Annotated in this window: 16 protein-coding genes, 1 tRNA gene, 5 rRNA genes, 1 other RNA gene and 1 other annotated feature; of the genes, 19 read left to right on the forward strand and 4 right to left on the reverse strand. The window is 42.6% G+C overall.

Translation table 11 applies throughout. The features are described 5' to 3' along the window. The first annotated feature begins 209 nt into the window (after nt 1-209). The 3 genes from NSS74_RS23950 to rrf all read left to right on the forward strand — a co-directional run bounded on the left by NSS74_RS23950 (nt 210) and on the right by rrf (nt 4,995). Nucleotides 210-1,761: ribosomal RNA gene (locus NSS74_RS23950) — 16S ribosomal RNA — on the forward strand. Nucleotides 1,762-1,907: 146 nt separating this feature from the next. Then, a 23S ribosomal RNA gene (locus NSS74_RS23955) occupies nt 1,908-4,829 on the forward strand. A 50-nt stretch (nt 4,830-4,879) separates the two neighbouring features. Then, a 5S ribosomal RNA gene (gene rrf, locus NSS74_RS23960) occupies nt 4,880-4,995 on the forward strand. The 16S, 23S and 5S rRNA genes sit together here, the layout of an rRNA operon. A 35-nt stretch (nt 4,996-5,030) precedes the next feature. Here the strand turns inward: rrf and NSS74_RS23965 are convergent. Beyond that, complete coding sequence (locus tag NSS74_RS23965) at nt 5,031-6,032, reverse strand: YaaC family protein (RefSeq protein ID WP_002009610.1); 1,002 nt, start codon at nt 6,030-6,032, stop codon at nt 5,031-5,033. Nucleotides 6,033-6,147: 115 nt separating this feature from the next. On the opposite strand from NSS74_RS23965, the gene guaB reads away from it, so the two are divergent. From guaB to NSS74_RS24000, 7 genes are all read left to right on the forward strand, one after another. After that, nucleotides 6,148-7,611, forward strand: a complete 1,464-nt coding sequence (gene guaB / locus NSS74_RS23970; protein ID WP_002107266.1) for an IMP dehydrogenase — start codon at nt 6,148-6,150, stop codon at nt 7,609-7,611. A gap of 113 nt (nt 7,612-7,724) precedes the next feature. After that, entirely contained in the window at nt 7,725-9,032 is a 1,308-nt protein-coding gene (locus tag NSS74_RS23975) for a serine hydrolase (protein WP_149191117.1), read from the forward strand. 160 nt (nt 9,033-9,192) lie between these two features. Beyond that, a complete protein-coding gene (gene pdxS, locus NSS74_RS23980) occupies nt 9,193-10,080 on the forward strand; it encodes a pyridoxal 5'-phosphate synthase lyase subunit PdxS (protein ID WP_002009615.1) in 888 nt (295 codons plus the stop codon). A gap of 18 nt (nt 10,081-10,098) precedes the next feature. Further along, a complete protein-coding gene (gene pdxT / locus NSS74_RS23985) occupies nt 10,099-10,689 on the forward strand; it encodes a pyridoxal 5'-phosphate synthase glutaminase subunit PdxT (RefSeq protein ID WP_061675963.1) in 591 nt (196 codons plus the stop codon). A gap of 54 nt (nt 10,690-10,743) precedes the next feature. Further along, nucleotides 10,744-10,964, forward strand: a binding site (T-box leader). Nucleotides 10,965-11,015: 51 nt separating this feature from the next. Beyond that, complete coding sequence (gene serS, locus NSS74_RS23990) at nt 11,016-12,290, forward strand: serine--tRNA ligase (protein WP_002009617.1); 1,275 nt, start codon at nt 11,016-11,018, stop codon at nt 12,288-12,290. Nucleotides 12,291-12,444: 154 nt separating this feature from the next. Then, a tRNA-Ser gene (locus NSS74_RS23995) sits at nt 12,445-12,537 on the forward strand. A 166-nt stretch (nt 12,538-12,703) separates the two neighbouring features. Then, nucleotides 12,704-13,099: a DUF3797 domain-containing protein gene (locus NSS74_RS24000; RefSeq protein ID WP_002029297.1), complete on the forward strand. Its 396-nt coding sequence runs from the start codon at nt 12,704-12,706 to the stop codon at nt 13,097-13,099. A gap of 35 nt (nt 13,100-13,134) precedes the next feature. Here NSS74_RS24000 and NSS74_RS24005 read toward each other — a convergent pair whose 3' ends face one another. The 3 genes from NSS74_RS24005 to NSS74_RS24015 all read right to left on the reverse strand — a co-directional run bounded on the left by NSS74_RS24005 (nt 13,135) and on the right by NSS74_RS24015 (nt 15,104). Then, nucleotides 13,135-13,803, reverse strand: a complete 669-nt coding sequence (locus NSS74_RS24005) for a deoxynucleoside kinase (protein ID WP_002009620.1) — start codon at nt 13,801-13,803, stop codon at nt 13,135-13,137. Between the two features lie 2 nt (nt 13,804-13,805). Next, nucleotides 13,806-14,441, reverse strand: coding sequence for a deoxynucleoside kinase (locus NSS74_RS24010; protein ID WP_002009621.1), 636 nt, complete (start codon nt 14,439-14,441; stop codon nt 13,806-13,808). Nucleotides 14,442-14,564: 123 nt separating this feature from the next. Further along, nucleotides 14,565-15,104 (reverse strand): isochorismatase family cysteine hydrolase, encoded by a 540-nt coding sequence (locus NSS74_RS24015; RefSeq protein WP_002009622.1) that lies wholly within the window; start codon nt 15,102-15,104, stop codon nt 14,565-14,567. A 106-nt stretch (nt 15,105-15,210) separates the two neighbouring features. Between NSS74_RS24015 and tadA the strand changes: the two genes are divergently transcribed. The 9 genes from tadA to NSS74_RS24060 all read left to right on the forward strand — a co-directional run bounded on the left by tadA (nt 15,211) and on the right by NSS74_RS24060 (nt 24,439). Continuing rightward, entirely contained in the window at nt 15,211-15,705 is a 495-nt protein-coding gene (gene tadA, locus NSS74_RS24020; RefSeq protein WP_002029304.1) for a tRNA adenosine(34) deaminase TadA, read from the forward strand. A gap of 78 nt (nt 15,706-15,783) precedes the next feature. Then, an RNA gene (gene ffs, locus NSS74_RS24025) (signal recognition particle sRNA large type) lies at nt 15,784-16,048 on the forward strand. Nucleotides 16,049-16,180: 132 nt separating this feature from the next. Then, nucleotides 16,181-17,869, forward strand: a complete 1,689-nt coding sequence (gene dnaX, locus NSS74_RS24030) for a DNA polymerase III subunit gamma/tau (protein WP_340814431.1) — start codon at nt 16,181-16,183, stop codon at nt 17,867-17,869. Nucleotides 17,870-17,894: 25 nt separating this feature from the next. Then, nucleotides 17,895-18,221, forward strand: coding sequence for a YbaB/EbfC family nucleoid-associated protein (locus tag NSS74_RS24035; protein ID WP_170935248.1), 327 nt, complete (start codon nt 17,895-17,897; stop codon nt 18,219-18,221). Nucleotides 18,222-18,235: 14 nt separating this feature from the next. Beyond that, nucleotides 18,236-18,832: a recombination protein RecR gene (recR, locus tag NSS74_RS24040; RefSeq protein ID WP_002009629.1), complete on the forward strand. Its 597-nt coding sequence runs from the start codon at nt 18,236-18,238 to the stop codon at nt 18,830-18,832. Between the two features lie 14 nt (nt 18,833-18,846). After that, nucleotides 18,847-19,068: a YaaL family protein gene (locus tag NSS74_RS24045; protein ID WP_002009631.1), complete on the forward strand. Its 222-nt coding sequence runs from the start codon at nt 18,847-18,849 to the stop codon at nt 19,066-19,068. 262 nt (nt 19,069-19,330) lie between these two features. Further along, the gene (locus tag NSS74_RS24050; protein WP_002009632.1) at nt 19,331-19,600 is read left to right on the forward strand and encodes a pro-sigmaK processing inhibitor BofA family protein; all 270 of its coding nucleotides are present in this window, start codon (nt 19,331-19,333) and stop codon (nt 19,598-19,600) included. A gap of 219 nt (nt 19,601-19,819) precedes the next feature. Beyond that, nucleotides 19,820-21,371 (forward strand): 16S ribosomal RNA (locus tag NSS74_RS24055). A 146-nt stretch (nt 21,372-21,517) separates the two neighbouring features. Continuing rightward, a 23S ribosomal RNA gene (locus tag NSS74_RS24060) occupies nt 21,518-24,439 on the forward strand. The last annotated feature ends 28 nt before the right edge of the window (nt 24,440-24,467 follow it).

Below are 24,467 nucleotides of genomic sequence, written 5' to 3' on the forward strand. Positions count from 1 at the left end.
ATAATACTTGCATAGCAATAGGAAAGTGTATATAATAGGAAAAGTCAGCAAATGAGAGATACAAGTTATCGAAAAAAACTTGTTGACGAAAATAATATACTATGATATATTATGAAAGTCGCTGAAACGCGATGTTGAACTTTGAAAACTAAACGAAACAAACAACGTGAAACGTCAATTTTTATTTTTAGATGCTAGACAAACTAACTTTATTGGAGAGTTTGATCCTGGCTCAGGATGAACGCTGGCGGCGTGCCTAATACATGCAAGTCGAGCGAATGGATTAAGAGCTTGCTCTTATGAAGTTAGCGGCGGACGGGTGAGTAACACGTGGGTAACCTACCCATAAGACTGGGATAACTCCGGGAAACCGGGGCTAATACCGGATAATATTTTGAACTGCATAGTTCGAAATTGAAAGGCGGCTTCGGCTGTCACTTATGGATGGACCCGCGTCGCATTAGCTAGTTGGTGAGGTAACGGCTCACCAAGGCGACGATGCGTAGCCGACCTGAGAGGGTGATCGGCCACACTGGGACTGAGACACGGCCCAGACTCCTACGGGAGGCAGCAGTAGGGAATCTTCCGCAATGGACGAAAGTCTGACGGAGCAACGCCGCGTGAGTGATGAAGGCTTTCGGGTCGTAAAACTCTGTTGTTAGGGAAGAACAAGTGCTAGTTGAATAAGCTGGCACCTTGACGGTACCTAACCAGAAAGCCACGGCTAACTACGTGCCAGCAGCCGCGGTAATACGTAGGTGGCAAGCGTTATCCGGAATTATTGGGCGTAAAGCGCGCGCAGGTGGTTTCTTAAGTCTGATGTGAAAGCCCACGGCTCAACCGTGGAGGGTCATTGGAAACTGGGAGACTTGAGTGCAGAAGAGGAAAGTGGAATTCCATGTGTAGCGGTGAAATGCGTAGAGATATGGAGGAACACCAGTGGCGAAGGCGACTTTCTGGTCTGTAACTGACACTGAGGCGCGAAAGCGTGGGGAGCAAACAGGATTAGATACCCTGGTAGTCCACGCCGTAAACGATGAGTGCTAAGTGTTAGAGGGTTTCCGCCCTTTAGTGCTGAAGTTAACGCATTAAGCACTCCGCCTGGGGAGTACGGCCGCAAGGCTGAAACTCAAAGGAATTGACGGGGGCCCGCACAAGCGGTGGAGCATGTGGTTTAATTCGAAGCAACGCGAAGAACCTTACCAGGTCTTGACATCCTCTGAAAACTCTAGAGATAGAGCTTCTCCTTCGGGAGCAGAGTGACAGGTGGTGCATGGTTGTCGTCAGCTCGTGTCGTGAGATGTTGGGTTAAGTCCCGCAACGAGCGCAACCCTTGATCTTAGTTGCCATCATTAAGTTGGGCACTCTAAGGTGACTGCCGGTGACAAACCGGAGGAAGGTGGGGATGACGTCAAATCATCATGCCCCTTATGACCTGGGCTACACACGTGCTACAATGGACGGTACAAAGAGCTGCAAGACCGCGAGGTGGAGCTAATCTCATAAAACCGTTCTCAGTTCGGATTGTAGGCTGCAACTCGCCTACATGAAGCTGGAATCGCTAGTAATCGCGGATCAGCATGCCGCGGTGAATACGTTCCCGGGCCTTGTACACACCGCCCGTCACACCACGAGAGTTTGTAACACCCGAAGTCGGTGGGGTAACCTTTATGGAGCCAGCCGCCTAAGGTGGGACAGATGATTGGGGTGAAGTCGTAACAAGGTAGCCGTATCGGAAGGTGCGGCTGGATCACCTCCTTTCTATGGAGAATTGATGAACGCAGTTCATCAATAAACGTTGACTTGTTTTGTTTCGTTCAGTTTTGAGAGAACTATCTCTCAAGTTTAAATGTATGTTCTTTGAAAACTAGATAACAGTGTAGCTCATATTTTTTTAATTTTAGTTTGGTTAAGTTAGAAAGGGCGCACGGTGGATGCCTTGACACTAGGAGTCGATGAAGGACGGGACTAACGCCGATATGCTTCGGGGAGCTGTAAGTAAGCTTTGATCCGAAGATTTCCGAATGGGGAAACCCACTATACGTAATGGTATGGTATCCTTACCTGAATACATAGGGTATGGAAGACAGACCCAGGGAACTGAAACATCTAAGTACCTGGAGGAAGAGAAAGCAAATGCGATTTCCTGAGTAGCGGCGAGCGAAACGGAATCTAGCCCAAACCAAGAGGCTTGCCTCTTGGGGTTGTAGGACATTCTATACGGAGTTACAAAGGAACGAGGTAGACGAAGCGACCTGGAAAGGTCCGTCACAGAGGGTAATAACCCCGTAGTCGAAACTTCGTTCTCTCTTGAATGTATCCTGAGTACGGCGGAACACGTGAAATTCCGTCGGAATCTGGGAGGACCATCTCCCAAGGCTAAATACTCCCTAGTGATCGATAGTGAACCAGTACCGTGAGGGAAAGGTGAAAAGCACCCCGGAAGGGGAGTGAAAGAGATCCTGAAACCGTGTGCCTACAAATAGTCAGAGCCCGTTAATGGGTGATGGCGTGCCTTTTGTAGAATGAACCGGCGAGTTACGATCCCGTGCGAGGTTAAGCTGAAGAGGCGGAGCCGCAGCGAAAGCGAGTCTGAATAGGGCGTTTAGTACGTGGTCGTAGACCCGAAACCAGGTGATCTACCCATGTCCAGGGTGAAGTTCAGGTAACACTGAATGGAGGCCCGAACCCACGCACGTTGAAAAGTGCGGGGATGAGGTGTGGGTAGCGGAGAAATTCCAATCGAACCTGGAGATAGCTGGTTCTCCCCGAAATAGCTTTAGGGCTAGCCTTAAGTGTAAGAGTCTTGGAGGTAGAGCACTGATTGAACTAGGGGTCCTCATCGGATTACCGAATTCAGTCAAACTCCGAATGCCAATGACTTATCCTTAGGAGTCAGACTGCGAGTGATAAGATCCGTAGTCAAGAGGGAAACAGCCCAGATCGCCAGCTAAGGTCCCAAAGTGTGTATTAAGTGGAAAAGGATGTGGAGTTGCTTAGACAACTAGGATGTTGGCTCAGAAGCAGCCACCATTTAAAGAGTGCGTAATAGCTCACTAGTCGAGTGACTCTGCGCCGAAAATGTACCGGGGCTAAATACACCACCGAAGCTGCGAATTGATACCAATGGTATCAGTGGTAGGGGAGCGTTCTAAGTGCAGTGAAGTCAGACCGGAAGGACTGGTGGAGCGCTTAGAAGTGAGAATGCCGGTATGAGTAGCGAAAGACGGGTGAGAATCCCGTCCACCGAATGCCTAAGGTTTCCTGAGGAAGGCTCGTCCGCTCAGGGTTAGTCAGGACCTAAGCCGAGGCCGACAGGCGTAGGCGATGGACAACAGGTTGATATTCCTGTACCACCTCTTTATCGTTTGAGCAATGGAGGGACGCAGAAGGATAGAAGAAGCGTGCGATTGGTTGTGCACGTCCAAGCAGTTAGGCTGATAAGTAGGCAAATCCGCTTATCGTGAAGGCTGAGCTGTGATGGGGAAGCTCCTTATGGAGCGAAGTCTTTGATTCCCCGCTGCCAAGAAAAGCTTCTAGCGAGATAAAAGGTGCCTGTACCGCAAACCGACACAGGTAGGCGAGGAGAGAATCCTAAGGTGTGCGAGAGAACTCTGGTTAAGGAACTCGGCAAAATGACCCCGTAACTTCGGGAGAAGGGGTGCTTTCTTAACGGAAAGCCGCAGTGAATAGGCCCAAGCGACTGTTTAGCAAAAACACAGGTCTCTGCGAAGCCGTAAGGCGAAGTATAGGGGCTGACACCTGCCCGGTGCTGGAAGGTTAAGGAGAGGGGTTAGCGTAAGCGAAGCTCTGAACTGAAGCCCCAGTAAACGGCGGCCGTAACTATAACGGTCCTAAGGTAGCGAAATTCCTTGTCGGGTAAGTTCCGACCCGCACGAAAGGTGTAACGATTTGGGCACTGTCTCAACCAGAGACTCGGTGAAATTATAGTACCTGTGAAGATGCAGGTTACCCGCGACAGGACGGAAAGACCCCGTGGAGCTTTACTGTAGCCTGATATTGAATTTTGGTACAGTTTGTACAGGATAGGCGGGAGCCATTGAAACCGGAGCGCTAGCTTCGGTGGAGGCGCTGGTGGGATACCGCCCTGACTGTATTGAAATTCTAACCTACGGGTCTCATCGACCCGGGAGACAGTGTCAGGTGGGCAGTTTGACTGGGGCGGTCGCCTCCTAAAGTGTAACGGAGGCGCCCAAAGGTTCCCTCAGAATGGTTGGAAATCATTCGTAGAGTGCAAAGGCATAAGGGAGCTTGACTGCGAGACCTACAAGTCGAGCAGGGACGAAAGTCGGGCTTAGTGATCCGGTGGTTCCGCATGGAAGGGCCATCGCTCAACGGATAAAAGCTACCCCGGGGATAACAGGCTTATCTCCCCCAAGAGTCCACATCGACGGGGAGGTTTGGCACCTCGATGTCGGCTCATCGCATCCTGGGGCTGTAGTCGGTCCCAAGGGTTGGGCTGTTCGCCCATTAAAGCGGTACGCGAGCTGGGTTCAGAACGTCGTGAGACAGTTCGGTCCCTATCCGTCGTGGGCGCAGGAAATTTGAGAGGAGCTGTCCTTAGTACGAGAGGACCGGGATGGACGCACCGCTGGTGTACCAGTTGTTCTGCCAAGGGCATAGCTGGGTAGCTATGTGCGGAAGGGATAAGTGCTGAAAGCATCTAAGCATGAAGCCCCCCTCAAGATGAGATTTCCCATAGCGTAAGCTAGTAAGATCCCTGAAAGATGATCAGGTTGATAGGTTCGAGGTGGAAGCATGGTGACATGTGGAGCTGACGAATACTAATAGATCGAGGACTTAACCATATAATATGAAGCAAATGTTATCTAGTTTTGAAGGAATATACCTTCAATAGTTTGGTGATGATGGCAGAGAGGTCACACCCGTTCCCATACCGAACACGGAAGTTAAGCTCTCTAGCGCCGATGGTAGTTGGGACCTTGTCCCTGTGAGAGTAGGACGTCGCCAAGCAAGATAAAAACACGAGTCATTTGACTCGTGTTTTTTTATTTCCCATGAAATAGGTTGGATTCCGTTAGTAAAAATGCTGAAATATAGTAAGGGATTTTTTGAGCAGAAATATTGAGAAATTGATAAATAAACGGATAATCTTCAGATCCATAGCTTCCAAGTAAGTCATACCACCAATCTGTTTCATACCTAGAAATCATACTTAAATTATAGAGCAATAAATAATGAACAAGGAGCTCAGGCAACACTGGCTTAGAGTTTCTAGGGTCAGTCGTAAGTGGTAAATAATAAGTGTCAGTAAGATGCTCATAGTATAAAGGTGTACTATACATAGGATTCCATGATTGAATAGGTGCCGAAAAAAACAAATTTAATTCATTATTTTTCTCAGGTACGTGTTGTATTGATAAATGCTTACAAGTTGTTTCGATGTAACGAGAAAATCGCTCTTTAGTCATATGTAGTCGATCTAATATATTGACTGAAAAAGAGAGCTCATTTTTATTTGTTGAATCGATCTTATATAAAGTTGATACTTTTTGACTATAGCGCAACAAATTTTGTAATTCAGGAATATTCCCCATTAGCTCTAACATATTAAACTTCTCCGCTTCTAAGTGTTTCATGTGAAACAGTTGTTCTGCAACGTGAGTAAACAATCCGTTTTTCTGTATTTTCACCTCATCTTCTAAAAATTGATACCCCTGTTTTTTCCGTTTACGAGTCGTAACGCCATGAGCTAAAACAGTAGTTGATTCTGGGTAGTTAGGATCAATAGTTAACAAGCAAGCTTTAAACAGTTGGCTAATTCCATAAAATAACAACATTGGCTGAATCGAAAAGGGGGCCACCTTATATAATTCATAATAATTTTTCCCGTGTTCTAAGTAGTAAATAAAGGGATAACAGTTTTCAAAACTTTTTTTTTCAGCATCTTGTATGGAGGATTTTTCATAACAACGGGCAAGATAACGTTGTACATTTTGAGATGAAAAAAAGAAACTTAATTGCTGCCAAGTACAATGTGTTTGATGCATATATTACGCTCCTTTTATTGTCTAAAAATTCTAACATATATATACGTCCTTGACAGTATTTTAACCAATTGATAAGCTACTAATAATAATTTCTGGTATCATGGGGGGAACAATTATGTGGGAATCTAAATTTGTTAAAGAAGGTTTGACTTTTGATGATGTATTACTTGTACCAGCGAGGTCAGATATATTACCAAGAGAAGTAAGTGTTAAAACAGTTTTATCTGAAAGCTTACAGCTAAACATCCCGTTAATTAGTGCAGGAATGGATACAGTAACAGAAGCTGACATGGCTATTGCAATGGCTCGCCAAGGCGGTTTAGGAATTATTCATAAGAATATGTCTATTGAGCAACAAGCAGAGCAAGTTGATAAAGTAAAGCGCTCTGAAAGCGGCGTTATTTCAGATCCTTTCTTCTTAACTCCAGAACATCAAGTATATGATGCAGAACATCTTATGGGAAAATATCGTATCTCAGGTGTACCAGTTGTAAATAATTTAGATGAGCGAAAATTAGTTGGTATTATTACAAACCGTGATATGCGTTTCATCCAAGACTACTCAATCAAAATTTCTGACGTAATGACAAAAGAACAGTTAATTACAGCTCCAGTTGGTACTACACTGGAAGAAGCTGAAAAAATCCTACAAAAGTATAAAATTGAAAAGCTCCCTCTTGTTGATAATAACGGTGTATTACAAGGGCTTATTACAATAAAAGATATTGAAAAAGTAATTGAATTCCCAAACTCTGCTAAAGATAAGCAAGGACGCTTATTAGTTGGAGCAGCTGTTGGTGTAACGGCTGATGCTATGCTTCGTATCGATGCATTAGTAAAAGCTAGCGTAGATGCAATTGTACTTGATACAGCTCATGGGCATTCTAAAGGTGTTATTGAAAAAGTAAAAGAAGTTCGTGCGAAATATCCAGCACTAAATATTATCGCTGGAAATGTTGCTACAGCTGAAGCAACGAAAGCATTAATTGAGGCTGGTGCAAACGTAGTTAAAGTTGGTATTGGACCAGGTTCTATTTGTACAACGCGTGTTGTAGCTGGTGTTGGTGTACCACAATTAACAGCAGTTTATGATTGTGCAACAGAAGCTCGTAAACACGGTATTCCAGTTATTGCTGATGGCGGTGTTAAGTACTCTGGTGATATGGTTAAAGCTTTAGCAGCAGGAGCACACGTTGTTATGCTAGGTAGTATGTTTGCTGGTGTTGCTGAAAGCCCTGGAGAAACTGAAATTTATCAAGGTCGCCAATTTAAAGTATATCGTGGTATGGGTTCTGTTGGAGCGATGGAAAAAGGAAGTAAAGATCGTTACTTCCAAGAAGGAAACAAAAAACTTGTTCCTGAAGGTATTGAAGGACGAGTACCATATAAAGGACCTTTAGCAGATACAGTTCATCAATTAGTTGGTGGATTACGTGCAGGTATGGGATACTGCGGAGCGCAGAATTTAGAATTCTTACGTGAGAATGCGCAGTTCATTCGTATGTCGGGTGCAGGTTTACGTGAAAGCCATCCTCATCACGTACAGATTACAAAAGAGGCTCCAAACTACTCATTGTAATGTCTTATATACAAATAGACAGAGATTTGATATCTCTGTCTATTTTTTTTTGATTATGTTAGAATAACGGTTATGTGAGTACATAGATATTGGGGGTAGCAAAAGTGAAAGGTATGTTTTGCAAAAGATTCATTGCGTTGGTAACAGTGCTTACACTAGCTTTTGGCGTGTTTGCACCATATAGCAATGCGTCAGCAGAAACAGGAGCTGCTTTAAACATTGAAGCGGGTGCAGCGATTTTAGTTGAAGCGAATTCTGGGAAAATTGTATATCAAAAGAATGCAGATGAATTATTATCAATTGCTAGTATGACAAAGATGATGAGTGAATATTTAGTTCATGAAGCAGTGGATAAAGGAAAACTTAAGTGGGATCAAAAAATTAAGGTTTCTGAATATGCATATAAGATTTCACAAGATGCTTCATTATCAAATGTTGCATTAGAAAATGGTGGCCTGTATACAGTAAAAGAGTTATACGAGGCAATGGCAATCTTTTCTGCAAATGGTGCAACAATTGCATTAGCAGAAGCAATTGCAGGTAAAGAAGTAGATTTCGTAAAAATGATGAATGATAAAGCGAAAGAACTAGGATTGAAAAATTATAAATTTGTTAATTCTACGGGTTTAACGAACAAAGATTTAAAAGGGATGCATCCTGAAGGTACAACACCGGATGAAGAAAATAAAATGTCTGCGAAGGATGTTGCAACTTTAGCGCAACATTTAATTAAAGATTATCCAAAAGTGTTAGATACAGCAAAAATCCCGAAAAAAGTTTTCCGTCCCGAAAAAGAGAAATTTGGGATGTCGAACTGGAACTGGATGTTAAAGGGGTTAGTTAAAGAATATGACGGAGTAGATGGTCTAAAAACAGGATCAACTCCAGAAGCAGGGGACTGCTTCACTGGTACGGTTGAACGAAACGGTATGCGTTTCATTTCTGTAGTTATTAAAACAAGTTCTCATACAGCGCGTTTCGATGAGACGAAGAAATTATATGATTATGGCTTTGCTAACTTTGAAATGAAGAAAATGTATGAAAAAGGTTCTTCGGTCAAAGGAAAAGAAACAGTAAGAGTTGAAAATGCGAAAGATAAAGATGTAGCAGTTCAAACGAAGCAAGCTGTTTCACTTCCGGTGCCAAAGGGAAGTAAAGACGTTTATAAAACAGAATTTAAAGAAGGAAATAAGGGACAAGAAGCACCTCTGAAAAAGGGAGTTGCACTTGGACAAATGGTTGTAACGTCTAAAGAGAGTAATGATCCTGGATTTTTATCAGGAAAATCATTACAAGTAGACCTTGTAACAAAATCTGAAGTAGAAGAGGCAGGCTGGTTCACACGTTCTATGCGCGGAATTGGTTCTTTCTTTAGTGGTATGTGGAATGGTGCTATTGATACAGTAAAAGGTTGGTTTTAAAAGCTCCTCATTGTAGGAGCTTTTTCTTATCCCTATTTTTCATACCGACTTTATGAAAAAGTAGTGGACAAGCATCAGATAGTTAGTGGTAGAATGTAAGAGTATTCTTAATTTTCTTCTTTAACGGGGGAAAGCAATTCACCTAGGGGGGTTTTTGTACATGACAAATGTAACAGGGACAGAACGTGTAAAACGTGGAATGGCAGAAATGCAAAAAGGCGGCGTTATTATGGACGTAGTTAACGCTGAGCAAGCAAGGATTGCAGAAGAGGCAGGCGCAGTTGCTGTTATGGCATTAGAGCGTGTACCTGCAGATATTCGTGCAGCAGGTGGCGTTTCTCGTATGGCAGATCCAACAATTGTTGAAGAAGTTATGGGTGCTGTATCAATTCCGGTTATGGCAAAATGTCGTATCGGTCACCTTGTAGAAGCACGTGTATTAGAATCATTAGGGGTAGACTATATCGATGAGAGTGAAGTATTGACTCCTGCTGATGAAGTATACCATTTAAATAAACGTGATTACACAGTTCCGTTTGTATGTGGTTGCCGAGATATCGGAGAAGCTGCACGTCGTATTGCAGAAGGTGCAGCTATGCTTCGTACAAAAGGTGAACCTGGAACAGGAAACATTGTAGAGGCAGTGCGTCATATGCGCCAAGTCAATGCAGAAATCCGTCAAGTTGCAAGTCTACGTGAAGATGAGTTAATGACATATGCAAAAAATACTGGTGCTCCTTATGAAGTACTACTTGAAATTAAACGCCTTGGTCGCCTGCCAGTTGTAAACTTTGCAGCAGGTGGTGTAGCAACACCAGCAGATGCAGCGTTAATGATGCAACTTGGTGCTGATGGTGTATTTGTTGGATCTGGTATCTTCAAATCAGAGAACCCAGAGAAATTTGCACGTGCAATCGTTGAAGCAACGACTCATTATGAAGATTACGAACTAATTGCAAGCCTTTCTAAAGGATTAGGTAATGCAATGAAAGGTATCGAAATTTCAACATTATTACCAGAACAACGCATGCAAGAGCGTGGATGGTAATTAAAGGAGATCTTTAAAATGGTGAAAATCGGTGTACTAGGTCTTCAAGGTGCAGTTCGTGAGCATGTAAAATCAGTTGAGGCAAGTGGTGCAGAAGCTGTTGTTGTAAAGCGTATAGAGCAACTTGAAGAGATTGATGGTCTTATTTTACCAGGCGGTGAAAGTACAACAATGCGCCGTCTTATTGATAAGTATGCTTTCATGGAGCCTCTTCGTACATTTACGAAGTCTGGTAAACCAATGTTTGGTACATGTGCAGGAATGATTCTTCTTGCGAAAACACTTATTGGCTATGAAGAAGCACATATTGGTGCTATGGATATTACGGTTGAGCGCAATGCGTTCGGACGCCAAAAAGATAGTTTTGAAGCTGCACTTTCAATTAAAGGTGTGGGAGAAGACTTTGTTGGTGTATTTATCCGTGCTCCGTATGTTGTAAATGTAGCTGATGATGTTGAAGTACTTTCTATGCATGGCGAGCGAATGGTAGCGGTAAGGCAAGGGCCGTTTTTAGCTGCTTCTTTCCATCCGGAATTAACGGATGATCATCGTGTAACAGCATACTTTGTAGAAATGGTAAAAGAAGCGAAAATGAAAAAAGTTGTATAAGTAACTTGCAACTTGTATAAGATTATAGTAAATTGATGATAACAATTTTATAAAATAAGCGTGTTGATAGGAAGTAGTAACAAATGTTGTTTCTTATAGAGAGTCGATGGTTGGTGGAAATCGATAGAAACAGTTTGTGAATCCATCCTGGAATGGAATGTGGAATATCTTTTGATTAGTAAACATTCCCGGTGAAGAGCCGTTATTTCTACTTGAGAGGAAAGCGGTAATGCTTTCAACTAGGGTGGCAACGCGGGTTAACTCCCGTCCCTTTGTATAGGGACGGGAGTTTTTTGTGTTTTATAAAATAAAAGGAGGAGTATATAATGCTTGATATTAAATTTTTACGTACGAATTTTGAAGAAGTAAAAGCAAAATTACAGCATAGAGGCGAAGATTTAACGGATTTTGGTCGCTTTGAAGAACTTGATACGAGAAGAAGAGAGCTACTTGTTCAAACAGAAGAACTAAAAAGTAAACGTAACGAAGTATCTCAACAAATTTCAGTATTAAAGCGTGAAAAGAAAGATGCGGAAGCTCTAATTCTAGAAATGCGTGAAGTTGGGGAAAAAGTAAAAGATCTTGATAATGAGCTTCGTACAGTTGAAGAAGATTTAGAAAGATTAATGCTATCTATCCCAAATATCCCTCATGAATCTGCCCCAATAGGCGAAACAGAGGATGATAACGTAGTAGCACGTACTTGGGGAGAAGTGAAAGAATTTACTTATGAGCCAAAACCACATTGGGACCTTGCTACTGATTTAGGGATTTTAGATTTTGAACGTGCTGGGAAAGTAACAGGAAGTCGATTTGTATTTTACAAAGGTGCTGGTGCAAGATTAGAACGTGCTTTGATTAGCTTTATGCTTGACCTTCATACTGATGAGCATGGATATGAGGAAGTATTGCCTCCTTATATGGTAAACCGTGCAAGTATGACAGGAACAGGACAACTTCCGAAGTTTGAAGAAGATGCATTCCGTATTGAAAGTGAAGATTATTTCCTAATCCCAACAGCTGAAGTACCTGTAACGAATATGCATCGTGATGAGATTGTGAGTAAAGAGCAATTGCCGATACGATATGCTGCGTTTAGCTCATGCTTCCGTTCTGAAGCAGGTTCAGCTGGTCGTGATACACGTGGTTTAATTCGCCAACACCAATTTAATAAAGTTGAACTTGTGAAGTTCGTGAAACCAGAAGATTCTTACGAAGAGTTAGAAAAATTAACAAATGATGCAGAGCGCGTGTTACAATTATTAGAGTTGCCATATCGCGTTATGAGCATGTGTACAGGAGATTTAGGATTTACAGCAGCGAAGAAATACGATATTGAAGTATGGATTCCAAGCTATGGTACATATCGTGAAATTTCTTCTTGTAGTAATTTTGAGGCATTCCAAGCGAGACGCGCGAATATCCGTTTCCGTCGTGAGCCAAATGGTAAACCGGAACATGTTCATACACTAAATGGATCTGGTCTTGCAATTGGACGTACAGTGGCAGCTATTTTAGAGAACTACCAACAAGAAGATGGTACAATTATAATTCCAGAAGTTCTTCGCCCTTATATGGGAGGAAAAACAGTTATTAAATAAGTTAAAACATTCATCGGTATGAGTGATTGGTAATTATGGACGTTGTCAGCAGTGTCATAAAGGAGAGGGGAAGTAAAATTTCCCTTTCCTCATAATTTATTATAGTGGGGTTGACTAACTGTTTTTCTTTTGATATTATATTTGATGTCAATATGGAGGTATACCCAAGTCTGGCTGAAGGGATCGGTCTTGAAAACCGACAGGCGGCGAGAGTCGCGCGGGGGTTCGAATCCCTCTACCTCCTCCAGATATAATTGACAACAGCGCATATAAGTGGAGATTGGAGAACTCGTTACCAACACGTAACGAGTTTTTATTTTAAAACCAATCATAAAGTATGATGTAAGGATATAGTGTCCTTATTACACACTCATATTCCGATGATTATCTTCATAGATATGAAAGGAGTTAACATGGATCTTATTATACAAACGTTTCCTTTAGATGGAAAAACTTTATATTATGTACAATGTCCTGTCTGTAAGAACAATAGAATTTTAAACAGTGGTGCAAATGTGTCGCGCATTATAAGTGATGATACATTCCGTAAACTTTGTGGTTGCACTTGTGATGTAAAACAGGTTGCAAAAAAAGTAGAGGTACCAAAAGAAGCTGAAAAACCAGCTGTGCAAAAAGAAGTAACTCCAAAACGTACAGGGAAATTACTAACAGCAGTAATTAATGGGAAAGAATTGACTGTTAAAGAGATTGCTGAAACATATGATATTAGTACGAGTACTGTTCGTCAGCGTATTAATGCTGGAAAGCCAGAGAGTGAAATTATTGCTCCGACAAAAAAGAAAAAGTAATTTCATAGGAAAACCCGTGCATATGCACGGGTTTTTTATTTTACAAGTTTACGTGTTTGTTTTAAAAAATGTCCAATTTTTTTAATGATTGGTTCGATTGAATCGCCATCTTTTAAAATATCGTATTCATTAATGTTTAATCGTAAAACAGGGCATGAATTAAAGTTATTAATCCAGTTATCGTAACGTCCATGCATCTCTTTCCAATATTCAATTGGTGTTTGCTGCTCCATGGGACGTCCTCGTTCTTGAATACGATCGACAATATCATCAAAAGAACCTTCTAGGTAAATTAATAAGTCTGGATGAGGGAAGTAAGGAGTCATGACCATAGCATCAAATAACCCTTTGTATGTCTCATAATCAGTTTCAGTCATTGTACCCTTTTCGTAATGCATTTTTGCGAAAATACCAGTGTCCTCATATATAGAACGGTCTTGAACAAAACCGCCACCATATTCGAAAATTCTTTTTTGTTCTTTAAATCGTTCTGCTAAAAAGTACACTTGTAAGTGAAAGCTCCAGCGTGTGAAATCAGCATAGAACTTGTCCAAATATGGATTGGAATCTACTTTTTCAAAAGATGTACGATAACCTAAAGCGTTAGCCAATGCAGTTGTCATAGTTGATTTACCGACACCTACTGTTCCAGCAATAGTGATAACTGCATCATTTGGTATATCATATTTTTGCCTTAAATTCATTGTTATTTCGACTCCTTCAAGAGAGTATTTTGAAGAGCTGATAAGATGACATTTAAATCATCAGGATTTCTTACAAAATCCATATCGTCTCCATTAAATTTCAATACTGGAATATCTGGATGGTCCTTTTTGAAAGCATCCATTGCTGTTTCGTAATCTTTTGTAAGCTGTAGCAAGTAATTTGGATCCATATTTTTTTCGAATTCTCTTCCGCGCATGGCAATTCGTTTTTGTAATGTTTCTAGGCTCGCTGTTAAATAAACGATGACATTTGGCACAGGCATATCTTGCGTAAGAATGCGATAAATTTGCATGTACTTGTCATATTGAGAATCTTTTAATGTACGGGATGCAAAAATTAAATTTTTAAATATATGATAATCTGCTACTACAGGCTTTCTTTGATTCAAATACTTTATGTTAATATCCTCTAGTTGTTTGTATCTATTACAAAGAAAGAACATCTCTGTTTGAAAACTCCATTCGTCGATGTCTTCGTAGAATTTTCCTAAAAAAGGATTTTCATCAACAATCTCTTTTAGTAAGTGGAGTTGCATGTGAGTTGAAAGTTCCTTCGCAAGTGAAGTTTTTCCAACACCAATTGGTCCTTCAACCGTGATAAATGGTACTCCGGTCACGCTGTTTCCTCCTTTCAATCAGTGATTTACCGTGACTACTAAAAACACAAAACAGAATTATTGTAGCACAAGAGGGGAGCGAGCGGACTAATTTGATATAAAAAGTTAGAAAATAGATATGTATTAATTAAATTTTATTTGGGATGACGGTACAATATTTGCCTTTAATGTGGCTTCCATTATTTTTAAAGCATGTTCATTATCTTGCTCGTTATTAGAAGCGATGCAATCCCGTGGTACATAAAGTGTATAATTTCTCATATGGGCATCATTAGCTGTAAAAAGGATGCATATGTTCCCGGCAATTCCTGTTAAAATGAGATTTTCGATTTTTAAATAACCTAATAAAGAATTCAAAGGTGTTTCATAAAAAGCAGAGTAATGTGGTTTAATAAAAATGTAATCGTCAGTATGCGGAGCAATGGCTTCGATAATATTTTTACTATACTCATTTGTACAATGGGTGATAAGTTGATCAATATCAGATCTCCAAAGTTGATAGTGATCATTGATATAAATTATTGGATAGCCTAATGACTTCATGGTGTCCTTTAATTGTAAAATGGGGTTCTTTATAATTTCACATTTCTGTGCCAGGATGGGTCCGTGGGAGAATTGAAAATCATTAATCATATCGATAATGAGTAAGGCAGTATTTTTCATATGTAATTCCCTCTCTTTCTTCTTTAGGTTGGATTGAATTTGTAAAAGTTATCCCACCTGCAAGAAATGAAAAAGTGTATTTTATTTTTGGTGAAAGGACTATATTATGGAGCGAGATATATATTTTATGCAGTTAGCAATAGAGGAAGCGAAGAAGGCGGAGGCGATACAAGAGGTACCAATTGGTGCTGTAATTGTGCTAGATGGTGAAGTGATTAGTGTCGCACATAACTTAAGAGAAACTGAACAGAGATCAATAGCTCACGCCGAACTCTTAGCTATTGATGAAGCTTGCAAAAAATTAGGGACATGGCGTTTAGAAGATGCAACGTTATATGTAACATTAGAACCTTGCCCAATGTGTGCAGGGGGAATTGTTTTATCGCGTATAAAACGGGTTGTATATGGTGCGAGCGATCCGAAAGGTGGATGTGCAGGTACGTTGATGAATCTTTTAACTGATGAGCGTTTTAATCATCAGTGTGAAGTAGTGCCTGGTGTACTTGAAGAAGAATGTGGTACGTTGTTAACGATTTTTTTTAGGGAGCTTCGTAAGAAAAGAAAAGAAGTGAAAAAACTAGAGAAAAGTAATGGTAACTAACGTATTTGCATTTTGTAAAAAAACAAGTTATACTGATAATGCCTTATCCAAGGCAACCGAATATTGGTTTTAACTTTGCCGTGCTAAGCGGGGAGGTAGCGGTGCCCTATACTCGCAATCCGCTCTAGCGAGGCTGAATCCCTTCTCGAGGTTATGTTGCTGTAAGGTCTGCCTTAAGTAAGTGGTGTTGACGTTTGGGTCCTGCGCAACGGGACCCCGTGAACCTTGTCAGGTCCGGAAGGAAGCAGCAATAAGCGGGTTTTCTCGTGTGCCGCAGGAGTGCCTGAACCGAGCTAACTGCTTGAGTAACGCTTATGGTACGTAATCGACAGAAGGTGCACGGCAGTTATATATGTATACAAAACTCACCTTTATATAAAGGTGAGTTTTTTGTATGGAAAATAACTTTTGGAATCTATAAACAGAATGGGTTATAATAAATAAGATAATAACCTTTGAGGGAGGCCGTATTTTCGTGTCATACCAAGCGTTATACCGAACATGGAGACCGCAAAAATTCGAAGATGTAGTCGGTCAAAAGCACGTGACAAAAACGTTGCAAAATGCCCTTCTTCAAGAGAAAGCTTCACATGCTTATTTGTTTTCGGGTCCGAGGGGAACAGGGAAAACGACAATTGCAAAAGTATTTGCAAAGGCAATTAACTGTGAACACGCCCCGGTAGCTGAACCTTGTAATGAATGTCCTTCTTGTTTAGGAATTACACAAGGGTCTATTTCAGATGTATTAGAAATTGATGCGGCTTCAAATAACGGTGTAGATGAAATTCGAGATATAAGAGATAAAGTAAAATATGCTCCAAGTGCTGTAGGATATAAAGTATACATTATTGATGAAGTTCACATGCTTTCTATGGGTGCCTTTAATGCGCTTTTGAAAACTTTAGAAGAGCCGCCAGGACATGTTATTTTTATTCTGGCGACAACAGAACCGCATAAAATTCCAGCTACAATTATTTCGCGTTGTCAGCGTTTTGAGTTTCGAAAGATATCAGTAAATGATATCGTTGAGAGATTATCGACGGTCGTGACAAATGAAGGTACGCAAGTAGAAGATGAAGCGTTACAAATCGTAGCGCGTGCCGCCGAAGGTGGTATGCGTGATGCGCTCAGTCTTATTGATCAAGCTATTTCTTATAGTGATGAAACGGTGACGAGTGAAGATGTTTTAGCTGTAACAGGATCTGTATCTCAGCGATATTTGGGTGACCTGGTAGAATGTATACGTGAAAATGATGTATCAAGAGCGTTACGTATTATAGATGAGATGATGAGTAAAGGGAAAGATCCAGTTCGCTTTATGGAGGATTTCATTTACTACTATCGTGATATGCTTTTATATCAAACTTCACCACAATTAGAACATATGTTGGAACGGGTAATTGTAGATGATCAATTCCGTACGTTAAGTGAAGAAATGCAACCGGAAGTAATCTATGAAATTATTCATACCCTTAGTAAGGGACAACAGGAGATGAAGTGGACAAACCATCCAAGAATATTCTTGGAAGTTGTTATGGTGCAACTGTGTCAGCAGTTTATGATGCAAGCAAACGGCGTAGATCGTTTACAAGCGATTATGAATAGGATGCAGCAGTTGGAGAAAGAGTTAGAGCAAGTTAAAAAGAATGGCGTGCCAGCTGGCGTGCAGCAGGAAGTAAGAGAGACGCGGGCAACACCAAAACCGGTACGAACAGGGAGTATGAAAATTCCTGTTGGACGTGTGAATGAAGTGTTAAAGCAAGCGAAGCGTCAAGATTTAGAACAGTTAAAAGCTGCATGGGGCGAATTATTAGGAAGGCTCAAGTCACATAACAAAGTAGCATTTGCTGTTTTATTAGAAAATAGTGAACCAGTTGCGGCTTCGGATGATACCTATGTGTTAGCATTTCAATATGAGATTCATTGTAAAATGGCTAGTGAAAATCGAGAAGCGATGGATACATTGGAACAAACTCTTTTTGAATTGTTAAGTAAAAGGTTAAATATGATTGCTATCCCAAAAAGTGAATGGGGTAAAATTCGTGAAGACTTTTTACAACGCGAAGGCGGGGATTCTGAAGAAAGCCCAGAACAAAAAGAAGATCCTCTTATAGAAGAGGCTGTAAAATTAGTAGGGCAAGAACTTATTGAAATAAAAGAGTAATAATAATGAGGAGGAATTAATTATGATGCGTGGCGGAATGGGAAATATGAATAATATGATGAAACAAATGCAAAAGATGCAAAAAGACATGGCGAAGGCGCAAGAAGAGCTTGGCGAAAAAACAGTTGAAGGTACAGCTGGCGGCGGAATGGTTACTGTTATTGCAAATGGTCATAAGCAAGTTCTTGAAGTGAAAATTAAAGAAGAAGTTGTAGATCCAGAAGATATCGAAATGTTACAAGACTTAGTATTAGCTGCAACGAATGATGCACTTAAAAAGGTTGATGAACTTTCAAACTCTACAATGGGCAAATTTACAAAAGGCATGAACTTACCAGGTGGAATGTTCTAGGAGGATATTGATATATGCATTATCCAGAACCGATATCAAAATTAATCGATAGTTTTATGAAGTTGCCAGGAATCGGACCGAAAACAGCGGTTCGATTGGCATTCTTCGTGTTAGATATGAAAGAGGATGATGTACTAGGTTTTGCGAAAGCACTTGTGAATGCAAAGCGAGATTTAGCGTATTGTTCTGTGTGCGGACATATCACTGACCGCGATCCTTGTTATATTTGTGACGATTCGCATAGGGATCAATCGGTTGTTTGTGTAGTACAAGAGCCGAAAGATGTAATTGCGATGGAAAAAATGAAAGAATATCAAGGTGTATATCATGTTTTGCGTGGTGCCATTTCTCCAATGGAGGGAATTGGACCAGAGGATATTAATATTCCGCAGTTATTAAAGAGACTGCAAGATGAAACAGTACAAGAAGTGATATTAGCAACAAACCCTAATATTGAAGGGGAAGCCACAGCGATGTACATATCCCGCCTCTTAAAGCCAACAGGAATTAAAGTAACTCGTATTGCACATGGTCTGCCAGTTGGTGGAGATTTAGAATATGCAGATGAAGTAACACTATCGAAAGCTTTAGAAGGCCGTAGAGAGATATAAGAGGAGAAGGGAAAATGTTCTTTCAAAAAAAGGGTAAGTTGCGTAAAGAGTATGACGATAAGTTAATTGTATTATTAGAAAAGGTAAAGAATGAATGGCTACGTCAGAAGAGACTGGTTGAACAAAGTGTTGAGCCGTCTCAAGATGTACTTTGTTCTTTAAAAATAGCAGAGGCGAAATATTTTTTCTTGTTAAAAGAAGCAAAACGTCGTCCTGTGAAAATGGAACAATGGTAAAAGGTCCTGCTTTTTAAAGCGGGACCTTTTACTTTTTATCGATTTATTTGTGAGTAATAGGGCTACTTTATTTTTGGGATATAAAGAGGAGAAAGAAAAAATGGGAATGGAATTAGTTGTATCTAATTGCTAGTGCTTAGAAGAAAGATTACTGATTAAAGGTTATGAAGATGAAGTGGTAGGAGTTATGTTATAGATGTTCTTTTTTCTTGTCTTGTCCCATACAAATGGATATGTATAGGTCATTCATAAGGAGGAAAAAATGAATTCTACAATTATTATTGTTGGCATTCTTTCTTTAGTTTTTATTTTTCTTGTTTTTGGTGTTTCTGCTAAACCAATACGTTTTATAGGGAAAGCACTCTTTCATGTCACTTTAGGTATAGCGTTACTATTTATTGTGAATGTTGCAGGGACATATTTCGATTTTCATATTCCGATTAACATGGGCACAGCTACAGTATCAAGTTTATTAGGGGTGCCAGGTGTTGCTGCATTAGTGATTATTAAGCTATATATAATGCCAAGATAAAATTATTTTGGCATTTTTTAAAAAAGCGTTGACTTATCGATTAGTAATATGATAAATTAATAAGCGTCGTCAGGAACGAAAGAAAAAAGTTGTTGACAGATTCAAGTCGAAATGTTAAATTATAAAAGTCGCTGAAACGCGGCATTGAACTTTGAAAACTAAACGAAACAAACAACGTGAAACGTCAATTTTTATTTTTAGATGCTAGACAAACTAACTTTATTGGAGAGTTTGATCCTGGCTCAGGATGAACGCTGGCGGCGTGCCTAATACATGCAAGTCGAGCGAATGGATTAAGAGCTTGCTCTTATGAAGTTAGCGGCGGACGGGTGAGTAACACGTGGGTAACCTACCCATAAGACTGGGATAACTCCGGGAAACCGGGGCTAATACCGGATAATATTTTGAACTGCATAGTTCGAAATTGAAAGGCGGCTTCGGCTGTCACTTATGGATGGACCCGCGTCGCATTAGCTAGTTGGTGAGGTAACGGCTCACCAAGGCGACGATGCGTAGCCGACCTGAGAGGGTGATCGGCCACACTGGGACTGAGACACGGCCCAGACTCCTACGGGAGGCAGCAGTAGGGAATCTTCCGCAATGGACGAAAGTCTGACGGAGCAACGCCGCGTGAGTGATGAAGGCTTTCGGGTCGTAAAACTCTGTTGTTAGGGAAGAACAAGTGCTAGTTGAATAAGCTGGCACCTTGACGGTACCTAACCAGAAAGCCACGGCTAACTACGTGCCAGCAGCCGCGGTAATACGTAGGTGGCAAGCGTTATCCGGAATTATTGGGCGTAAAGCGCGCGCAGGTGGTTTCTTAAGTCTGATGTGAAAGCCCACGGCTCAACCGTGGAGGGTCATTGGAAACTGGGAGACTTGAGTGCAGAAGAGGAAAGTGGAATTCCATGTGTAGCGGTGAAATGCGTAGAGATATGGAGGAACACCAGTGGCGAAGGCGACTTTCTGGTCTGTAACTGACACTGAGGCGCGAAAGCGTGGGGAGCAAACAGGATTAGATACCCTGGTAGTCCACGCCGTAAACGATGAGTGCTAAGTGTTAGAGGGTTTCCGCCCTTTAGTGCTGAAGTTAACGCATTAAGCACTCCGCCTGGGGAGTACGGCCGCAAGGCTGAAACTCAAAGGAATTGACGGGGGCCCGCACAAGCGGTGGAGCATGTGGTTTAATTCGAAGCAACGCGAAGAACCTTACCAGGTCTTGACATCCTCTGAAAACTCTAGAGATAGAGCTTCTCCTTCGGGAGCAGAGTGACAGGTGGTGCATGGTTGTCGTCAGCTCGTGTCGTGAGATGTTGGGTTAAGTCCCGCAACGAGCGCAACCCTTGATCTTAGTTGCCATCATTAAGTTGGGCACTCTAAGGTGACTGCCGGTGACAAACCGGAGGAAGGTGGGGATGACGTCAAATCATCATGCCCCTTATGACCTGGGCTACACACGTGCTACAATGGACGGTACAAAGAGCTGCAAGACCGCGAGGTGGAGCTAATCTCATAAAACCGTTCTCAGTTCGGATTGTAGGCTGCAACTCGCCTACATGAAGCTGGAATCGCTAGTAATCGCGGATCAGCATGCCGCGGTGAATACGTTCCCGGGCCTTGTACACACCGCCCGTCACACCACGAGAGTTTGTAACACCCGAAGTCGGTGGGGTAACCTTTATGGAGCCAGCCGCCTAAGGTGGGACAGATGATTGGGGTGAAGTCGTAACAAGGTAGCCGTATCGGAAGGTGCGGCTGGATCACCTCCTTTCTATGGAGAATTGATGAACGCAGTTCATCAATAAACGTTGACTTGTTTTGTTTCGTTCAGTTTTGAGAGAACTATCTCTCAAGTTTAAATGTATGTTCTTTGAAAACTAGATAACAGTGTAGCTCATATTTTTTTAATTTTAGTTTGGTTAAGTTAGAAAGGGCGCACGGTGGATGCCTTGACACTAGGAGTCGATGAAGGACGGGACTAACGCCGATATGCTTCGGGGAGCTGTAAGTAAGCTTTGATCCGAAGATTTCCGAATGGGGAAACCCACTATACGTAATGGTATGGTATCCTTACCTGAATACATAGGGTATGGAAGACAGACCCAGGGAACTGAAACATCTAAGTACCTGGAGGAAGAGAAAGCAAATGCGATTTCCTGAGTAGCGGCGAGCGAAACGGAATCTAGCCCAAACCAAGAGGCTTGCCTCTTGGGGTTGTAGGACATTCTATACGGAGTTACAAAGGAACGAGGTAGACGAAGCGACCTGGAAAGGTCCGTCACAGAGGGTAATAACCCCGTAGTCGAAACTTCGTTCTCTCTTGAATGTATCCTGAGTACGGCGGAACACGTGAAATTCCGTCGGAATCTGGGAGGACCATCTCCCAAGGCTAAATACTCCCTAGTGATCGATAGTGAACCAGTACCGTGAGGGAAAGGTGAAAAGCACCCCGGAAGGGGAGTGAAAGAGATCCTGAAACCGTGTGCCTACAAATAGTCAGAGCCCGTTAATGGGTGATGGCGTGCCTTTTGTAGAATGAACCGGCGAGTTACGATCCCGTGCGAGGTTAAGCTGAAGAGGCGGAGCCGCAGCGAAAGCGAGTCTGAATAGGGCGTTTAGTACGTGGTCGTAGACCCGAAACCAGGTGATCTACCCATGTCCAGGGTGAAGTTCAGGTAACACTGAATGGAGGCCCGAACCCACGCACGTTGAAAAGTGCGGGGATGAGGTGTGGGTAGCGGAGAAATTCCAATCGAACCTGGAGATAGCTGGTTCTCCCCGAAATAGCTTTAGGGCTAGCCTTAAGTGTAAGAGTCTTGGAGGTAGAGCACTGATTGAACTAGGGGTCCTCATCGGATTACCGAATTCAGTCAAACTCCGAATGCCAATGACTTATCCTTAGGAGTCAGACTGCGAGTGATAAGATCCGTAGTCAAGAGGGAAACAGCCCAGATCGCCAGCTAAGGTCCCAAAGTGTGTATTAAGTGGAAAAGGATGTGGAGTTGCTTAGACAACTAGGATGTTGGCTCAGAAGCAGCCACCATTTAAAGAGTGCGTAATAGCTCACTAGTCGAGTGACTCTGCGCCGAAAATGTACCGGGGCTAAATACACCACCGAAGCTGCGAATTGATACCAATGGTATCAGTGGTAGGGGAGCGTTCTAAGTGCAGTGAAGTCAGACCGGAAGGACTGGTGGAGCGCTTAGAAGTGAGAATGCCGGTATGAGTAGCGAAAGACGGGTGAGAATCCCGTCCACCGAATGCCTAAGGTTTCCTGAGGAAGGCTCGTCCGCTCAGGGTTAGTCAGGACCTAAGCCGAGGCCGACAGGCGTAGGCGATGGACAACAGGTTGATATTCCTGTACCACCTCTTTATCGTTTGAGCAATGGAGGGACGCAGAAGGATAGAAGAAGCGTGCGATTGGTTGTGCACGTCCAAGCAGTTAGGCTGATAAGTAGGCAAATCCGCTTATCGTGAAGGCTGAGCTGTGATGGGGAAGCTCCTTATGGAGCGAAGTCTTTGATTCCCCGCTGCCAAGAAAAGCTTCTAGCGAGATAAAAGGTGCCTGTACCGCAAACCGACACAGGTAGGCGAGGAGAGAATCCTAAGGTGTGCGAGAGAACTCTGGTTAAGGAACTCGGCAAAATGACCCCGTAACTTCGGGAGAAGGGGTGCTTTCTTAACGGAAAGCCGCAGTGAATAGGCCCAAGCGACTGTTTAGCAAAAACACAGGTCTCTGCGAAGCCGTAAGGCGAAGTATAGGGGCTGACACCTGCCCGGTGCTGGAAGGTTAAGGAGAGGGGTTAGCGTAAGCGAAGCTCTGAACTGAAGCCCCAGTAAACGGCGGCCGTAACTATAACGGTCCTAAGGTAGCGAAATTCCTTGTCGGGTAAGTTCCGACCCGCACGAAAGGTGTAACGATTTGGGCACTGTCTCAACCAGAGACTCGGTGAAATTATAGTACCTGTGAAGATGCAGGTTACCCGCGACAGGACGGAAAGACCCCGTGGAGCTTTACTGTAGCCTGATATTGAATTTTGGTACAGTTTGTACAGGATAGGCGGGAGCCATTGAAACCGGAGCGCTAGCTTCGGTGGAGGCGCTGGTGGGATACCGCCCTGACTGTATTGAAATTCTAACCTACGGGTCTCATCGACCCGGGAGACAGTGTCAGGTGGGCAGTTTGACTGGGGCGGTCGCCTCCTAAAGTGTAACGGAGGCGCCCAAAGGTTCCCTCAGAATGGTTGGAAATCATTCGTAGAGTGCAAAGGCATAAGGGAGCTTGACTGCGAGACCTACAAGTCGAGCAGGGACGAAAGTCGGGCTTAGTGATCCGGTGGTTCCGCATGGAAGGGCCATCGCTCAACGGATAAAAGCTACCCCGGGGATAACAGGCTTATCTCCCCCAAGAGTCCACATCGACGGGGAGGTTTGGCACCTCGATGTCGGCTCATCGCATCCTGGGGCTGTAGTCGGTCCCAAGGGTTGGGCTGTTCGCCCATTAAAGCGGTACGCGAGCTGGGTTCAGAACGTCGTGAGACAGTTCGGTCCCTATCCGTCGTGGGCGCAGGAAATTTGAGAGGAGCTGTCCTTAGTACGAGAGGACCGGGATGGACGCACCGCTGGTGTACCAGTTGTTCTGCCAAGGGCATAGCTGGGTAGCTATGTGCGGAAGGGATAAGTGCTGAAAGCATCTAAGCATGAAGCCCCCCTCAAGATGAGATTTCCCATAGCGTAAGCTAGTAAGATCCCTGAAAGATGATCAGGTTGATAGGTTCGAGGTGGAAGCATGGTGACATGTGGAGCTGACGAATACTAATAGATCGAGGACTTAACCATATAATATGAAGCTAATGTTATCTAGTTT

Source organism: Bacillus sp. FSL E2-8868 (genome assembly GCF_038005505.1).
Taxonomy (GTDB): Bacteria; Bacillota; Bacilli; order Bacillales; family Bacillaceae_G; genus Bacillus_A; species Bacillus_A mycoides.

What these genes read in the sequence shown, in the direction of transcription:
- NSS74_RS24005 (WP_002009620.1), bottom strand. Translation starts at nt 13,803, where the DNA reads ATGAATTTAAGGCAAAAATATGATATACCAAATGATGCAGTTATCACT.
- serS (WP_002009617.1), top strand. Translation starts at nt 11,016, where the DNA reads ATGCTTGATATTAAATTTTTACGTACGAATTTTGAAGAAGTAAAAGCA.
- NSS74_RS24045 (WP_002009631.1), top strand. Translation starts at nt 18,847, where the DNA reads ATGTTCTTTCAAAAAAAGGGTAAGTTGCGTAAAGAGTATGACGATAAG.
- NSS74_RS24000 (WP_002029297.1), top strand. Translation starts at nt 12,704, where the DNA reads ATGGATCTTATTATACAAACGTTTCCTTTAGATGGAAAAACTTTATAT.
- NSS74_RS24035 (WP_170935248.1), top strand. Translation starts at nt 17,895, where the DNA reads ATGCGTGGCGGAATGGGAAATATGAATAATATGATGAAACAAATGCAA.
- pdxS (WP_002009615.1), top strand. Translation starts at nt 9,193, where the DNA reads ATGACAAATGTAACAGGGACAGAACGTGTAAAACGTGGAATGGCAGAA.
- NSS74_RS23975 (WP_149191117.1), top strand. Translation starts at nt 7,725, where the DNA reads ATGTTTTGCAAAAGATTCATTGCGTTGGTAACAGTGCTTACACTAGCT.
- guaB (WP_002107266.1), top strand. Translation starts at nt 6,148, where the DNA reads ATGTGGGAATCTAAATTTGTTAAAGAAGGTTTGACTTTTGATGATGTA.
- NSS74_RS24015 (WP_002009622.1), bottom strand. Translation starts at nt 15,104, where the DNA reads ATGAAAAATACTGCCTTACTCATTATCGATATGATTAATGATTTTCAA.
- tadA (WP_002029304.1), top strand. Translation starts at nt 15,211, where the DNA reads ATGGAGCGAGATATATATTTTATGCAGTTAGCAATAGAGGAAGCGAAG.
- pdxT (WP_061675963.1), top strand. Translation starts at nt 10,099, where the DNA reads ATGGTGAAAATCGGTGTACTAGGTCTTCAAGGTGCAGTTCGTGAGCAT.
- NSS74_RS24050 (WP_002009632.1), top strand. Translation starts at nt 19,331, where the DNA reads ATGAATTCTACAATTATTATTGTTGGCATTCTTTCTTTAGTTTTTATT.
- NSS74_RS23965 (WP_002009610.1), bottom strand. Translation starts at nt 6,032, where the DNA reads ATGCATCAAACACATTGTACTTGGCAGCAATTAAGTTTCTTTTTTTCA.
- recR (WP_002009629.1), top strand. Translation starts at nt 18,236, where the DNA reads ATGCATTATCCAGAACCGATATCAAAATTAATCGATAGTTTTATGAAG.